This is a genomic window from Petrotoga sp. DB-2, from assembly GCF_054051725.1.
This window is the reverse complement of record NZ_JBSVZD010000004.1, coordinates 1-15,028: the sequence shown is the minus strand read 5'-3', so window position 1 is coordinate 15,028 and position 15,028 is coordinate 1. Positions and strand designations below refer to the sequence as shown.

Annotated in this window: 13 protein-coding genes and 1 tRNA gene; 1 reads left to right on the top strand and 13 read right to left on the bottom strand. The window is 33.2% G+C overall.

Features of this window, described 5'->3' with window-relative positions; translation table 11 throughout:
- Positions 1 to 8 precede the first annotated feature (8 nt).
- Complete coding sequence (locus ACW9JY_RS02560; RefSeq protein ID WP_457283268.1) at positions 9 to 941, bottom strand: anion permease; 933 nt, start codon at positions 939 to 941, stop codon at positions 9 to 11.
- Between the two features lie 270 nt (positions 942 to 1,211).
- Here ACW9JY_RS02560 and ACW9JY_RS02555 point away from each other — a divergent pair, with 270 nt between their 5' ends.
- On the top strand, positions 1,212 to 2,042 hold the full coding sequence (locus tag ACW9JY_RS02555) for a peptidoglycan DD-metalloendopeptidase family protein (RefSeq protein ID WP_457283350.1): 831 nt from the start codon (positions 1,212 to 1,214) through the stop codon (positions 2,040 to 2,042).
- A 10-nt stretch (positions 2,043 to 2,052) separates the two neighbouring features.
- On the opposite strand, the gene yqeK is transcribed toward ACW9JY_RS02555, so the two are convergent.
- The 12 genes from yqeK to ACW9JY_RS02495 form a co-directional block, all read right to left on the bottom strand.
- Positions 2,053 to 2,625, bottom strand: a complete 573-nt coding sequence (gene yqeK / locus ACW9JY_RS02550; RefSeq protein WP_103077332.1) for a bis(5'-nucleosyl)-tetraphosphatase (symmetrical) YqeK — start codon at positions 2,623 to 2,625, stop codon at positions 2,053 to 2,055.
- A gap of 70 nt (positions 2,626 to 2,695) precedes the next feature.
- Positions 2,696 to 2,977, bottom strand: a complete 282-nt coding sequence (locus ACW9JY_RS02545) for a DUF503 domain-containing protein (protein ID WP_103077444.1) — start codon at positions 2,975 to 2,977, stop codon at positions 2,696 to 2,698.
- Positions 2,978 to 2,987: 10 nt separating this feature from the next.
- Positions 2,988 to 3,515, bottom strand: coding sequence for a cob(I)yrinic acid a,c-diamide adenosyltransferase (locus ACW9JY_RS02540; RefSeq protein ID WP_169925185.1), 528 nt, complete (start codon positions 3,513 to 3,515; stop codon positions 2,988 to 2,990).
- A gap of 339 nt (positions 3,516 to 3,854) precedes the next feature.
- A complete protein-coding gene (gene fusA / locus ACW9JY_RS02535; protein WP_457283267.1) occupies positions 3,855 to 5,927 on the bottom strand; it encodes an elongation factor G in 2,073 nt (690 codons plus the stop codon).
- A gap of 32 nt (positions 5,928 to 5,959) precedes the next feature.
- Positions 5,960 to 7,645: a phosphodiester glycosidase family protein gene (locus tag ACW9JY_RS02530; protein ID WP_457283266.1), complete on the bottom strand. Its 1,686-nt coding sequence runs from the start codon at positions 7,643 to 7,645 to the stop codon at positions 5,960 to 5,962.
- A 63-nt stretch (positions 7,646 to 7,708) separates the two neighbouring features.
- Complete coding sequence (locus ACW9JY_RS02525; RefSeq protein ID WP_103077110.1) at positions 7,709 to 9,034, bottom strand: thymidine phosphorylase; 1,326 nt, start codon at positions 9,032 to 9,034, stop codon at positions 7,709 to 7,711.
- 2 nt (positions 9,035 to 9,036) lie between these two features.
- Positions 9,037 to 10,317, bottom strand: coding sequence for an ATP-binding protein (locus ACW9JY_RS02520; protein ID WP_457283265.1), 1,281 nt, complete (start codon positions 10,315 to 10,317; stop codon positions 9,037 to 9,039).
- 79 nt (positions 10,318 to 10,396) lie between these two features.
- Positions 10,397 to 11,125: a response regulator transcription factor gene (locus ACW9JY_RS02515; protein ID WP_103066531.1), complete on the bottom strand. Its 729-nt coding sequence runs from the start codon at positions 11,123 to 11,125 to the stop codon at positions 10,397 to 10,399.
- 58 nt (positions 11,126 to 11,183) lie between these two features.
- Positions 11,184 to 11,639 (bottom strand): thioesterase family protein, encoded by a 456-nt coding sequence (locus tag ACW9JY_RS02510; RefSeq protein WP_103077108.1) that lies wholly within the window; start codon positions 11,637 to 11,639, stop codon positions 11,184 to 11,186.
- A complete protein-coding gene (ftsH, locus tag ACW9JY_RS02505) occupies positions 11,590 to 13,527 on the bottom strand; it encodes an ATP-dependent zinc metalloprotease FtsH (RefSeq protein WP_103077107.1) in 1,938 nt (645 codons plus the stop codon). The genes ACW9JY_RS02510 and ftsH overlap by 50 nt, the downstream gene beginning before the upstream one ends.
- A gap of 37 nt (positions 13,528 to 13,564) precedes the next feature.
- Positions 13,565 to 14,518: a tRNA lysidine(34) synthetase TilS gene (gene tilS, locus ACW9JY_RS02500; RefSeq protein ID WP_457283264.1), complete on the bottom strand. Its 954-nt coding sequence runs from the start codon at positions 14,516 to 14,518 to the stop codon at positions 13,565 to 13,567.
- A 70-nt stretch (positions 14,519 to 14,588) separates the two neighbouring features.
- Positions 14,589 to 14,663, bottom strand: a tRNA-Thr gene (locus ACW9JY_RS02495).
- Between the last annotated feature and the right edge of the window lie 365 nt (positions 14,664 to 15,028).

The window sequence follows — 15,028 nt, the reverse complement described above, 5'->3', positions numbered from 1 at the left end:
CCCTCTTTTTAAGATAATAATTGAATTAAAAATAATACTATAAGAGAAATAATTCCAGAAATCATAGGTGTTCCTACCCAACCAAATATTACTTTCATTATCGTGCCTGTATCAAAAGTTCTAGTACCTGTTGCTATTCCAACACCCACAATAGCACCTATTGTAGCCTGTGCAGCACTGACGGGGACACCAATTAAAGAGTAGATCCACAAGGTAACCCCTGTCCCCAAAATCGATACAGATGATGAAAAATGGTCCAATTCAACAATTCCTTTCCCTACGGTATACAAAACCTTTTTGTTGGTAGTTAAAATTCCAACTGCTATTGATAAACCACCTATAATAAGTAAAAAGCTAGGAGTAAGTAAAACGTCTGCAAATACTCCAGTAACGTTTGCAACGTTGTTTGCACCTAATGAGTATGCACTATAACAAATAGCGAGCCATGTTAGTACTTTTAAGAATTTATCTTGGGCTGTAATCCCCAAAAATTTTCTAAACATTAAGGCCAAAAGTCTATATAATATAAAAGCAAAGATTAAGGCACCAATAGGTGTAAGTATCCATGAAATGAAAATTCTTGTTAAAATGGCTGAATTGAATGTTCCTTTTAGAATACTTAAACCGATCAGAGCTCCCACAACAGCCTGGGTAGCAGATGCGGGAAGCCCGAAGAAACTCATAAATATCATCGCTAAAAAAGCACAAAATAAGGCTAATGACAGTAGTTCAATATTTAAATTGGTCAAAGCCCCCAAGGTGTTTAATCCATTTATACCTCCAACAACCGAACCGACAAAAACAAAAAATGCAGATACAATAATAGCTTTTTTGTATGAAACCAGTCCAGAAGTTACAGCTGGTCCAAATATATTGGAAGAATTGTTGGAGCCTAAGGACCATCCTAACAAAATAGCTGGAATTAAATAAAATAAAAGCATATTAAAAATATTCCCCCATTTTATTGAAAATATTTAAAAAATTAAAGCCCATTTTTACCTTATTGGCAATCATAGGCTTTTCTCAGAAGAGATTTTTCTATTTTAGCACCAATTTTAATAGATGTCAATGATTAGAAAAATCAAAATAAGAGGAAGTAAATTTAGAAATTGTTAATTTATTTTTTACTAGAGAAAGATTATCCTATGGTATAATAACTTCGTATTCGTTATTCATCTGTTGAACCATTACAGGGAGGAAAAACTTTGGGCATTCGTAAAAGAACAGTTCTATTCTTTATTATCTCGATTTTGGCGGTATTAACGTTTTCGTCTTATTCTATTGTGGAACATCAAATTCAAAGTAACGAAACATTGTATAGTATTTCAATTGAATACAATGTATCCATTTCAACTATTTTGGATTGGAATTCTAATTTATCTCCCAACAATTTAAAAATTGGACAAGTAATATTAATCCCTCAACCGGAAGGGTATATCTATGAAGTCAAAGAGGGAGATAACCTAACTTATATTGCTAAATTATTTTTCACTAGTGTTTCTGATATAGTTAAAGCAAACAACCTCAATACGACAACTATTTTTGTAAATCAAAAACTTTTTATCCCTAAAAGTGTTGTAGGAAAAGGTTTCAATAACGAAAGAAATATAATATGGCCGGTTTATGGCACTATTTCTTCTCTTTATGGATATAGGGTTCACCCTATAACTAAAGAGTATTCTTTTCATAAAGGAATCGATCTTGCAGCGCCTATTGGTACGCCCGTTTTTTGCGTTGAAGCGGGAAAAGTGAAGTTCGTTGGCGAAAATGGAGGATATGGTTTGATGGTTGAAATAGAATCTTCCAATGATTCTTATGTTTACGGTCATCTCTCTCAAATAAATGTGTATGAAGGCCAATATGTCGAAAAAGGCGAAATGATAGCAAGAGTGGGAAATTCAGGTTTAAGTACAGGTCCTCACCTTCACTTCGAAGTTAAAAAGGCTGATACAAATTACGACCCGTTAGTATTCTTGCCTTCCAGTAATAGAATTTATGTGTTGGATAACACAGAAAACGAATATGGCTTAGGTGGAAATTGATTCTAATTCATCAAATTTGACACAGTGCGTTCCATGTCTTATATGTATCTTCTAATATGTACCTCTCTTTCGCTAATGCATAGCTTATTTTATTTTTAATCGCTAATTTGTACCCTTCATTCAAAGATATGATCGATACCTTTCTCAGTTCTTCAACCCCTTCAAAATCCCTGTCATCTCCGGCTGAATCGGAAATAACAAGCGTTTTTCCTATATCACCCATTTTTTCATAACCGCTGGTATGATAATATATCGCTTGGTATATATCATCGTCAATATGGAATTTCCTTGCCAAAAATTCCGCACTTACCTTTCCGTGCAAGAGAATGGGGCGATTTTTATCGAATTTATCGAGGTGAATTTTATAAAACGCTGCCAATTTGATTAATCGGTTTGGTTCAACATCTCGAAATAAATCGTGTCCTAACGCTGCAATTTCAACTTTTCCTTCTGGAAGTCTGTGGATTTGGGCTAATTTTTTTGAGAAATTAACAACATTGTAGATATGTTCTAATCTTTTTTTAGACTTAATAGTTATTTTTAAATACTTTTTTAATTCTTCTATAGTGCTGGTTAATTCCAAATTATATCCTCCTAACTATGTCGTAATAATCTCTTTAGAAACTCTAAAACTTGCTTTAGCGCCCCTTCTCCTAAAAAATTGAGTAGTCTTCCTTTTCAATCTCTAAACCATAATTAAGTTCGATGTCATCCTCTATTTGTTCGATAAGATTTAGTAAGTAATCTCTACTTTGACTTAACGACGATACGAATATTCCCAAGTAATTTTTCGAGTCGTTATAATTTCCTTCTAGAGCAGATACATTGTACTTTTTTCTTAGTGAGTTTATCAGTGTTTTCACTACCGATCTTTTGTCTTTCAAAGAGCTGATTCCGAATAACCTAATTTTCAATTCTAATTTGATGCAGAACATTTTAACTCCCTCACCATTTTTTGAATTCAATTTTATCTTCTATGTACTCTTCAAAACGGGCTAATACGAATAACAGATCAGATAATCGATTTACATATTTTTTTAATGGTTCCGATAACGGTTCTTTTTTATCTAAAGCGATAATTCGTCTTTCTGCTCTTCGTGCTATTGTTCTACAAATGTCTAATTTTGCAGATTGTATGGTCTTTCCCGGCATTACGAAGCCTTTTAGATTCAACCTGTTTTCAAATTCATAAACATAATTCGTAATTTTAAGTGCATCTTCTTCTTGAATAGGATATTTATATTTTTGGCTTTTGGAAGCTAGCTCTCCTGCTACTTTGAATAAATTATTCTGTACTTCGTTTATTATTTTTTTTACTTCATGAGATTTTAGATAATAATTTGCTTCTGAAAGAAATGAGTTTAATTCATCTACGGTACCGTAAGCTTCCACTCTTATGTCGTCTTTTGATACTCTTTCTCCACTCCAAAGAGAAGTTTCACCCTTATCACCTGTTTTTGTTGTAATAGACACAATGCATCTCTCCTTTTTATTATTTAATATTGTCGTTAAAAATTTTATTTAGCGCCCCTTCACCCCGCTCCCCACCCATAATCTTTAAGGGGCTTCGCCCCTTAAGAAACCCAAGTTCGTATAACATCGTTTGCGTAGCAAACGAGATTTTGGAAAACATTTCTAAAGCAACACATCATTTGTTTCACAAATGAGAATATGGAAATTGTTTCTAAGGCATTATAAAGAATCATTTTGCACAAAGCTGCAAAAAAACATCGTTTACACAATGCGGCAAACTTAAAAAAGCTTTTTGCACAAATCAGCAAAAGCTATTTAAAAATGGGGCATAGCCCCATTTTATTTTTGTAATTCTTCTTCTCTTTTTCTTTCTTCTATTATTTTGTTTTGTATATCAGGGCTTACTTCAGCATAATGGGAAAATTTCATGGTAAAATAACCCTTTCCTGAGGAAATAGAGCTGAGACGAGGTGAAAAATCCAACATTTCGGCCAGTGGGATTTCAGCTACTATTTTATCGTATCCTTTCCCCGCTGATTCCATTCCTAAAGGTCTTCCTCTTTTTGCTGTAATTTCACCGATAACGTCTCCTGTGTTTTCAGTGGGTAAGAATATTTCAACATGCATAATTGGTTCTAAAATAACTGGGTTGTCATTTTCCATGGCTATTTTAAATGCGTGTCTTGCAGCTATTTGAAATGAAATATCTGAAGAGTCAACTTCATGATAAGAACCATCAAAGAGTGTAACCCTAATATCAACAACCGGGAAACCAGCTAAAACACCTTTTTTGATAGCTTCTCTGATACCTTTGTCTACTGATGGTATGAAATTTTTTGGGATGACGCCTCCAACGATTTTATCAACAAATTCATAGCCTTTCCCTCTTTCTAGTGGTTCAATTTCTATTTTAACGTGACCGTATTGGCCATGACCTCCGGTTTGTTTTTTGTGTTTGTACTCGGCCTGTGTTTTGCTTCTTATAGTTTCCTTGTAAGCAATTTTTGGTTTTCCTACCTCAAAATCAATACCGAAATTCTTTTTCAATTTCTCTATCATTATTTCTAGATGAACTGTTCCCATACCACTTATGACCGTTTCGCCGGTTTCAGAATCGAATTCCCATTTAAATGTTGGATCTGACTCTGCTATTTTTGCTAACGATTCAGTAATTTTGTCTATTTCATTTTTAGAATTAGGAGCTATGGACTTAGATATCATCGGTTCTGGAAATTCAGGTAATTTCAGCCTATTTGACGTTTCTTCACTGGATACGGTTTGATTTATCTTACTTGATTTTAGCTTAGGTATAACTAAGATATCTCCAACGCCAGCCATTTCCACTTCTTCGTTCTTATCAAATCTAGGTATATTGATATGGGAAATCTTTTCTCTTGTGGATTCTTCAACAATATAGATACTAGAACCGGCTTTTAAAGAACCGCTAATGACTCTTAGATAAGTGAGTTTTCCAACGAATGGGTCTACTTCATTTTTAACGATAATACCTAAAAATTGACCATCTTCTTGGGAAGAAATCTCAATACCTTCTTCAGTGTAAAATTTTCTTTCAAGTGGTGTCATTCCAAAACTGATTAAAGCCTTTATCAATTGATCAAAACCGATATTTTTTAAAGCGGATCCAATTAATACAGGAATTATTTTATCTTCATCATACGCTTTATGAAGTGAGGAAATCAGTTCCTCTTGACTTAATCCTTCTTCACCTGATTCAAAATACTTTTCCATTAGTTCTTCGTTTGTTTCAACAATATCTTCTATTATTTCAGAATGAAATCTTTCCAAATAATCTTTGGCGTTATCTGGAATTTCGCTTTGTTTGGAAGATTTGCCTGTTCCTTCTTCATATGTAAATACGTCATTTGATAAAAGATTTATAATACCTTTAAAATCTGGGCCTTCGCCTATGGGAACTTGGAAAGGAACTATTCTTATTTCGTCTTCAAAACTTTCTTTAAGTTCTTGAATTAAGTTCCCGAAGTTCACTCCTTCTTTATCCATTTGGTTTACATAAAATACGATCGGTTTATTTAATTCTCTTGCCATATTCCAAATTCTTTCAGTTGTTACTTCTACACCAGCAGAAGCGTTTATTACAATAACTACGTTGTCCACTGCGTTTAAAGCTATTTGTATATCTCCTATAAAGTCTAAAGATCCTGGGGTATCAAAAAAGTAGAGCCTTGAATCATCTAAATCGAACGAGAAAATGTGGTTGGAAAAGGTTGCTCCTTTTTCTTTTTCAACTGGATCCTTGTCTAAATGTCTTTGACCTATTCTATCGGTTAATCCAAGATTTACAAGGACATCATCCATAAGGGTAGTTTTACCGCATCCATGATGTCCAAAGAATCCTACGATCCTCTTTTTTTCAGCGTTGTATTCACTCAATGTTACCCCTCCATTCTCAATCCATTTCTTAACTACAGGATTTTTTCATAAACACTTAAAAGTACCGGAATATAATTACGTGTTTTTTCGTTTTTAAAATTTTGTATTTCACCTTCGTAATAAACTATTGAAGAACTACCACCATCTAGCATCATTGCAACTTCAAACTCGCCCAATTCAAATAGCAAGTTTTTTGTTTCATCGTATGTAAGACCTGTTTCAGGATTATCAAGTCCTTCAATGACCATTAAATTGATATTTCGATCTTTATCTATCGCAACTACGGTTCTTGGGGCTTTACTATAAATTATTCCATTGGAGTAACTTTTCTTTTCAGCATCTAGTTGTTCTTGGGTATATTTGGAATGTATTAATATAGGTCCTCCCTCTAAAAGTAAAGTAGGATCGTTTGGCAAATTTTCGCTTTTATTAAGCGTGAAATCAATTTTTGTTCCCAACGATATATTTCCCAGGTATTTTTCGTATTTTTTATCTATAAGTACTAATTTTTCTCCTTCAGAAGGAGTTGTTTTGTTTTTTGATATAATCCGATTATTTTCATCGATTAAGAAAAAAACATAATTTCCTTCTGTTTCCGCTATGTTTCCCTTATAATGATGAGTATATAATTTAACGTCACCTTTCCACGTAGAATTAATGGATTTTACCCAAAAAAGTAGGTTATCAATATGTAACTGGTATTCTAATTTAATATAGTCAATGTCTAGAAAATTTGTTCCTATAATTAGTGCAGGTCGTGAATAGGAACTCAAATGTAATAGTGTGCCATCGGATATTATATTCCCAACTGGTTCTAAGGTTTGAGGATCAAAAAAAGAAGCGTTAACAGAAAAGATCGGATTTTTATCTTTTAAAAATGAATACACATCGGAACGTGTTCCTAAATTATTCAAATCAACTTTTATTTGATATATTTTTGGATCAACGATCAATTGGTAAATTTTTAAACGTTGTCCGTTTAATTCTTCGATTTTTTCAATGTATTGAAGCCCTTCATTTTTAGATGTGGTTTTATCCGTATCTGCACTTGTTGAAATAGTTTTTTTATCGATAATAATAGATAAATTTTTTCCATTTAAATTAACTTCATAGTTGAAATCACTCTTGAACTTTAAATAAGCAGTATTGTTTGAGTATGAATAATCGAAGTTATCTGGAATACTTTCCATCGGGGCAACAGGTTTTATGCTTAATAAGTAATCTCCATCTTTTGTTATTTTAGTTAAAGTTATCGAATCTTTTGAAAGATATGAATTGAATCCAATTTCGATTTCACTCGTACTTACATTAGAGTTAGTTATTTTTGGAATTTCTGAATAGAAGAATATACTGTCAATATCTTTAAAACGGTTCAACTGTAAGAATGTAGATAAGACATCTTCCCTTATATACACGTTTTCATCAACAATCAGTACGGAATTATTATATTTGTTTATAAAATTTATTTTGGAGTAGTAATCATTCAAACTAATTTCTAAGACATTTTTATTGTATATTATATACATTATTCTGGAAGTGCGATTCATTACCATACTATCATATTTGGAAAGATGTTCAACATTAATATAAAAATAATCTTGATTTTTGATAGCTTCCATACTGAGAGGAGGGTTGTTTTGAGATATAAAAATAGCTTCTTCAGAAAATAAATTTATTGCTAGAATTATTAGCAAGAATAGAAAGATAAGCTTTTTCATCAATAAATGATCCTCCGTTGTTTAACTTTATTTAGCGTCCCTTTGCACCACTTTCCATCCATCTTAACTTTTTTCATCGGAAAACAAAACATCAAGAATTACATTTTTATTTATACCTTTAGGATTTTCTTTACTAATGTTGTAAGCCTCATTCAAAAGCTTTAGAGAGGCATCAACGTCGCTCTTTTCGCTGACAAACAACTTGGCTATTGTCTCTCCTTCTTCAACTTTATCTCCAAGCTTTTTGTTAATTGTTAAACCAACACTTTTGTCGATGATATCTTCTTTTTTTTGTCTGCCAGCTCCTAATACCATTGAGGCTAAACCTATTTTTTCGGTATCAATAAAGGTTATATACCCTTGTTCCTTTGCTTTGAATTCTAAAGTTTTTGGTGCTATATTAAGATACTTACTAGGATCATCAACTACTTCTTCTTTTCCACCCTGAGCTTTTATCCATTCTTTCATTTTTTCTTTTACTATACCATGTTCTATGTTTTCTATTAGTTTTTTCCTTGCTTCTTCATAGGTTATTATACCAGATAAAGAAGCCATATGAGAAGAGATTTCTAAACACAACTCAGAAAAATCTTTTGGACCTCTTCCTTTCACTGTATCTATTGCTTCCATTACTTCCAATGCGTTTCCAATGTTTTCTCCCAAAGGTTGATCCATATTGGTAATTAAAGCAATAGTATTTTTATCGTATCTTTTTGCAATCTTTAGCATGATTCTACCCAACTCTTTGGCATCTTCTAAGTTTTTCATGAATGCTCCCGAACCCACTTTGATATCCAAGAGTATTCCATCACTAGTTATGGCAAGTTTTTTACTCATTATACTGGAAGCTATTAAGGATAGTTCCTCAACGGTTGCGGTAGAGTCCCTTAACGAATACAACTTTTTATCTGCTGGGGCTATATTTCCAGTCTGTCCGGCCACAACAATCCCTACATTGTTCGCTATTTCAAAGAATTCTTTAGTGGTTAGAGAGGTTTTAAAACCGGGAATAGATTCAAGCTTGTCGATGGTCCCTCCAGTGTGCCCTAAGGATCTGCCTGATAATTTGGCTATTTTAACCCCTAATGAGGCAACCATAGGTGCTATTGCTATTGTAGTTTTGTCTCCAACGCCTCCAGTAGAGTGTTTGTCAATTTTTTTACCTGTGATTCTTGATAAGTCTATAATATCTCCACTTTTAAGCATTACATCCGTTAGATTATAACTTTCTTCCTCTGTTAAATGATTGAAGAAGATAGCCATTAACCAGGAAGAAACTTGATAGTCTGGAATACGGTTTTCTAAATAGCCATTGATCATAAAGGCTATTTCTTCTTTTGTGTTTTCTTTAGCATCCCTTTTGTTTTTTATAATATCGTATGCTCTCAACTTTAAGCCTCCGTTTCGATACTTGTTTTTAAAGGTAGTATAACTTGAAACAATGTACCGTTGTTTTCTTCGCTATCTAAATATATTCTGGCATTATGGTTGTCCAAAATTGTTTTGACTATGTACAAACCAATCCCTAAACCCGGGACTTGCCTGCTCCTAGATTTATCTACTCTGTAAAATAGATTGAAGATCCTTTTTAATTCTTTTGAAGGTATACCTATTCCTGTATCCTCAATTTCCAAAATTATGTTATCATCATTTTTGTACAATCTTAACCATACTTTTTTTTCGCCCTTTTCCTTCAAAGCTGTAAATTTAAAAGAATTATCTAAAATATTATACACTACCTGCAGGAGTCTATCTTCATTACCGAAAACGTATAGATCATCTTCTATTTCTTCTTCAAACTCAATGGACATCTTATCAGCAACAATTTTAAAGAAATCAAAAGCTCTCTTTACCGTATTAGAGAAATTGAAAAACACAAATCTTTTTTCTTCGCCTATATTTTTTTCCAATCTCTCTATATCTAAAAGGTCGTTAAACATTCTCGTTAATCTCGAAATTTCTTCTTCTATTTTTTTTAGGGGTTGATAAATTTCTTCATTTAAATTAGGTTCGTGCAATATTGTTTCTAAATACCCGCTTATAACGGATAAGGGTGTCCGCATTTCATGGGACATGATGGTTAAGAATTCTCTTCTTAGATCTTCTAAATTTTTTTCTTTCGTGATATCTAACAAAATAATAACTCTATAATTTTCAACATTTATTGATTTAACTTGACATCTGAAGTATTTTTTTTCTGGATAATAGAATGAAGTCTCCTCTTCCATGTCTTTATTAGTTTTAAAACTTTTTAAAGTCAATTCAATGAGATTATGATTATCAATTACCTCTGTTAATGACCTACCCACAAAATTTTCTGTTGTAAAAATATTTTTAGCAAAAGAATTGGCAAAATCCACCCTGATAATTTCATTTTGATTAAAAGAAACCAATATTATTCCTTCAGAAAGGGTGTCTAGAATCGAAAATATGTTCCTTCTTTTGTATTTTTCGGATTTGTATTTTTCTTCTAAATTTTTAATATATGAATTTAGTTGATGCAGAAGAAAATCATCAACAGGATTTTTTATGTTTATATTTATACTTTTTGCAATCTCATTTTTAAACCGTTGATGAGCATTTTCTTCTCTTCTCTTTCTCAAATAAGCATATATAAATAAAATATTTGTGATGACAAGTAATAAAATAACAATAATATATATATTGACCAATATTTTTCACCTGGTTTATTAATATTAATAAAATGCAACTGGAAAAAAGGCAGAGGTAATACCCTCTGCCATTGAATATTTAGTAGTTTCTTTCCTTTCCAGGATCTCTGAATTTGTATCCTTTTCCTCTTACTGTAATTATGTATTTTGGATTGGAAGGATCTTCTTCAATTTTTGTTCTCAACCTTCTGATATGAACGTCTACTGTTCTTGTATCTCCGTAGTAGTCATATCCCCACAATTTATCCAACAATACATCTCGACTAAAGACCTTTCCTTCGTTTTTAGCAAGAAAAACTAGCAAGTCGAACTCCAATGGGGTAAGGCTAACTGGTTTGCCATTTACCCAAACTTCTAATCTTTCAGTGTCAATAATCAAATCCTTGGCTGTGATTTTTTTGGGTCCTTCTTCTTTCATTTGCGCTGATGCAGCTTGTCTTCTAAATATGCTTTTAATTCTTGCAATTAGTTCTCTTACATTAAAAGGTTTTGTGACATAATCATCACTACCAAGTTCTAACCCTGCAACTTTATCCGCAGCATCATCTTTTGCACTCAATATGAGCACAGGGGTGTTGCGGTAATCTTCGCTGGATTTCAATATTCTAATTAAATCGAATCCATCCATTGAACCTGGTAACATAATATCGACAATGAAAAAGTCGGTATCTTTTTCCTCCAATTTCTTTAAAGCCTCATCAGCAGACACAGCCGTTATTACTTCGTAACCTTCTTTAGTCAAGTTCAAAGATAACATTTCAGAGATCGCCGGATCGTCTTCTACTATCATAATACTTTTTTTTGCCACTTTTCTTTCCCCCCTTTGGGATATTTTTTGTGTTAATGTATTCAACAATTACTCATCTTTAGGTGTAACGCTCAGAAATTTGTCCCGACAAATTAATGCTCTCCATTTTGTGATTTAAGTTTTTTCTTAGAATCTTTTTGGAAACAATATTTCGAGTTAATTCAAAAGTTGCAATTTTGTCGATTTCATCAAATGCTTCTCCCTGAAAATGCACTTTGTTGTAGGTTACGTCAGTTATTTTTAACTTTATAAATACCTTAAAAGAATAAGGGGTCGAGGACAGATGATCTATACAACTATGTGAAACTACAGAAACCTGATCTTTTTCCAAAAGATCTTTTATAGTATTATAACTACATTTATGTATTTCTTCTAAAAGAGAGGAGGTGCTTAAAGCATGTAAACTTATAACTTCTTTATCTTCTGACCATAAATAACTTTCATCTTTTACCTTAAAGGAATAATTAAATTCCTTTCCTTTCAATGAGATTATTTTCTCTAGAAAGGTATTCATAATTTACCACCTTTTCTTCTTCCCGAGTTGAGGTCACACCAAAACTTTCTACATATTCTTTCAGATCATCCATATCTTTTTGTAATAATTCTTTTAATTCTTTTCCTGTGATAGTTTCTTTTTTTAAAAGATATTGGGCAATGAGTTGGAGTTTCTCTTTGTTTTCTAACAGTATAGATTTAGCCTTTTCATAGCTTTTATTTATTATTTGCTTTACTTCAGAATCCAGTTCTTTTGCAGTTTCATCAGAGTAGTTTTTTTCTCTAAAGAGTTCACGTGCTAAAAAAGTTTCCTCACTTTCGCTAGCCCAAGCTACAGGACCAATTTTTTCGCTCATGCCAAAACTTTCTACCATCCTTCTGGCCATTTCTGTAGCTCGCTTTAGATCATTTTCAGCTCCACTGGTTATTTCATCAAATATTATTTCTTCTGCAGCTCTACCAGCTAACATTACTGCAATATCATCGAGTATTTCAGATTTATTCATCAGATACCTATCTTCAGATGGTAACTGTAAAGTATACCCTAAGGCCGCGTAACCTCGAGGAATAATGGTTACCTTGTGTACAGGATCAGCATTTGGTAAGAATGTTCCTAAAATAGCATGACCTAGTTCATGATAGGCAACGACTTCTTTTTCTTGATCAGAAAGCACCCGCGTTTTCCTCTCTGGACCAACTATAACCCTTTCGATGGCTTCTTCGCAATCCTTCATTGTAATGAACTTTTCCCCATTTCTGGCTGCCAAAAGGGCCGCTTCATTGACTAAATTTTCTAAATCTGCTCCAACAAATCCTGGAGTAGCTCGGGCTAACACTTCTAAATCAACATCTGGTGCTATTTTTTTGCCTCTAAAGTGAATCTTTAATATGTCCTTTCTTCCTTCGGCATCAGGTCTATCAATTACCACTTTTTTATCAAATCTTCCTGGTCTTAACAAAGCTTTGTCTAGAACATCAGGTCTATTTGTGGCTGCCATAACTATTATTCCAATACTTGGATCGAATCCATCCATTTCCACTAAGATGGAGTTAAGGGTTTGCTCCCTTTCATCATGACCTCCTCCCAGACCTGCTCCCCTTTGTCTACCTACCGCGTCTATTTCATCAATAAAAATAATAGCAGGTGCGTTAGCCTTAGCTTGGTTGAAAAGATCTCGAACTCTTGCTGCTCCTACTCCAACAAAAAGTTCAACAAAATCAGAACCACTAATATAAAAAAACGGGACATCCGCCTCTCCAGCCACCGCTCTGGCGAGTAAAGTTTTACCTGTACCTGGTTCCCCTACTAAAAGTACACCTTTTGGCATTCTAGCTCCGAGCCTATTAAAAGCCTTTGGATCTTTCAAAAATTTTACAACATCTGTTAATTCTTCTTTCGCTTCCTTAACCCCTGCAACGTCCTTAAAAGTGGTGCGGGTTTTTTTGGGATCATATTTTTTGGCAGGGCTTTTTATAAAATTCATACCTTGATTTGCACCGCCCGCACTTGATCGAAACAAAAGGGTGAAAAGAAAAATAAGTAAAAAGACAGGCAAAAGAAACGTTAAGATAGAAATCCACCAACTATTTTCCAAGCTTCTGACATATTTAATCTCTATCCCTTGGTTTGCAAGTCCATAAACATACTGTTGGTCCGATAAAAGATTAGGAGCATATGTCTCGTAATAAAGCCCTCTTTGATCTTTTGCTCTAGCATAACCAGAGTCTTCTATTTCTAAAGAAACAATCTTTTTATCTTCCAACATTTGAACTAACTCACTATATTCTATTTTTGAAACATCTTGAGTACCGATAAGGCTGTTGACTCCAACGTATATAAAAATACCTATTGTTATATATATTAATAATAGCCAAAAAACTCTAGGTTGGTTTCTTTTGTTTTGCAAGACATAGACCTCCTCTTTTCTCACTTCTATAAGTATCTCAAATTTTAACAAGTAGAGTATCGCTTTTTTTCGTTATACTTAGTCCGTTTATATTTCTTACTCCGCCATTGCGCATTTTTATAATTTTCTCTGTTTCCTCCATATTTGGCGGATATTTACCAAACTTCAAAAAGGCAATTCTTAATGTTTCGGCATCAAAAAAATCATTTTCTAATTTTAATTGTAACAACTCTTTTCCTATCTCACTTCTTTCTTCAAACTTTCTTTTAACTTCTTCTCTGTAACTCCAGATGATTTTTGCAAGTCTAAAAAAACTTTCTTTGTACCTTGGATTGATCTTCTTAAAAAAAGGGGTAATTTCATATCTTATCTTATTTCTAGCATAATCCAAAGAATAATTGTACTTATCTTCCACATACTCTATATTATTAATTGTAACATAATTTTTGATTTCTTCCAAGTCGACACATAACATTGGTTTTGTTATTTCTTCTTCTATAGGGATTAAACCGCCTAATCCATATATTCCGGTTCCTCTCAAAATTCTGTAAATCATTGTTTCAAATAAATCATCCATATGATGGGCGGTTGCTATTTTATTATAACTTAATTTTCTTAATGTTTCATAAAAAAACTCATACCTTAAGTTTCTTCCCCCTACTTCAACGCCCACCTTGTTTTCTTTTGAGTATGTAAAAACATCCACTTTTTTCGAAAAAAAGGGTATCTTTAGTTTCTCACAAGCTTGTCTCACAAAGGATTCGTCACTATCGGCTTCTTCTCTCATACAATGGTTTAAATGGGCTACAGATATTTCAAATCCCATTGCTTTCGATAATTTTGACATCACATGAAGCAAAGACATTGAATCTTTGCCGCCGGAAATTCCTAATAGAATTTTATCATATTTGTTAAAAATTTTATAGTCTTTTATAAATTTAAATATTTTTTTCTCAAAATCTTGGAGTATCACTTCCTCTTCTCCTTCCAACTCTCAAATCTGATAACGTCTATAAAAACAAAACAGCGTCTTAAGACGCTTAAAATACTAAAAAATATTGTGGAGCCGGTGAAGGGATTTGAACCCCCAACCTACTCATTACGAATGAGCCGCTCTACCGTTGAGCTACACCGGCAATTGACTTCGTTATTGACGATACATACAAAAAAACCCAACTTTTGAGGTCAAAAATGGAGGGCCTGATTATCAAAAAAATATAATATCCGGCTTAATGCGGAATTTCGCACTATTAAAGTGCCAAGCACCATTACGTGCACGAGATTCTTTAGGCCCTCCAATTCCTTATTTTACTATATAATTTCAAAAATGTCAACTACCTACCGGCTCCTTGTCAAATATGGTTGATAGAATAGACTGAAGAGATGATGAAAAAGGTATTACAGAGATTTTTTGTTGAGTAATTTCAGCTCAGAAAGGATAACTGTTTACAATATGTTGTTCCTTCTGTGATGAAATTTGGTAGTTTTATGAATCTTTCTG

Coding starts and splice junctions, on each gene's coding strand:
- ACW9JY_RS02560 (WP_457283268.1), bottom strand. CDS start 941: ATGCTTTTATTTTATTTAATTCCAGCTATTTTGTTAGGATGGTCCTTA.
- ACW9JY_RS02545 (WP_103077444.1), bottom strand. CDS start 2,977: ATGTTCTGCATCAAATTAGAATTGAAAATTAGGTTATTCGGAATCAGC.
- ACW9JY_RS02530 (WP_457283266.1), bottom strand. CDS start 7,645: ATGAAAAAGCTTATCTTTCTATTCTTGCTAATAATTCTAGCAATAAAT.
- ACW9JY_RS02510 (WP_103077108.1), bottom strand. CDS start 11,639: ATGAATACCTTTCTAGAGAAAATAATCTCATTGAAAGGAAAGGAATTT.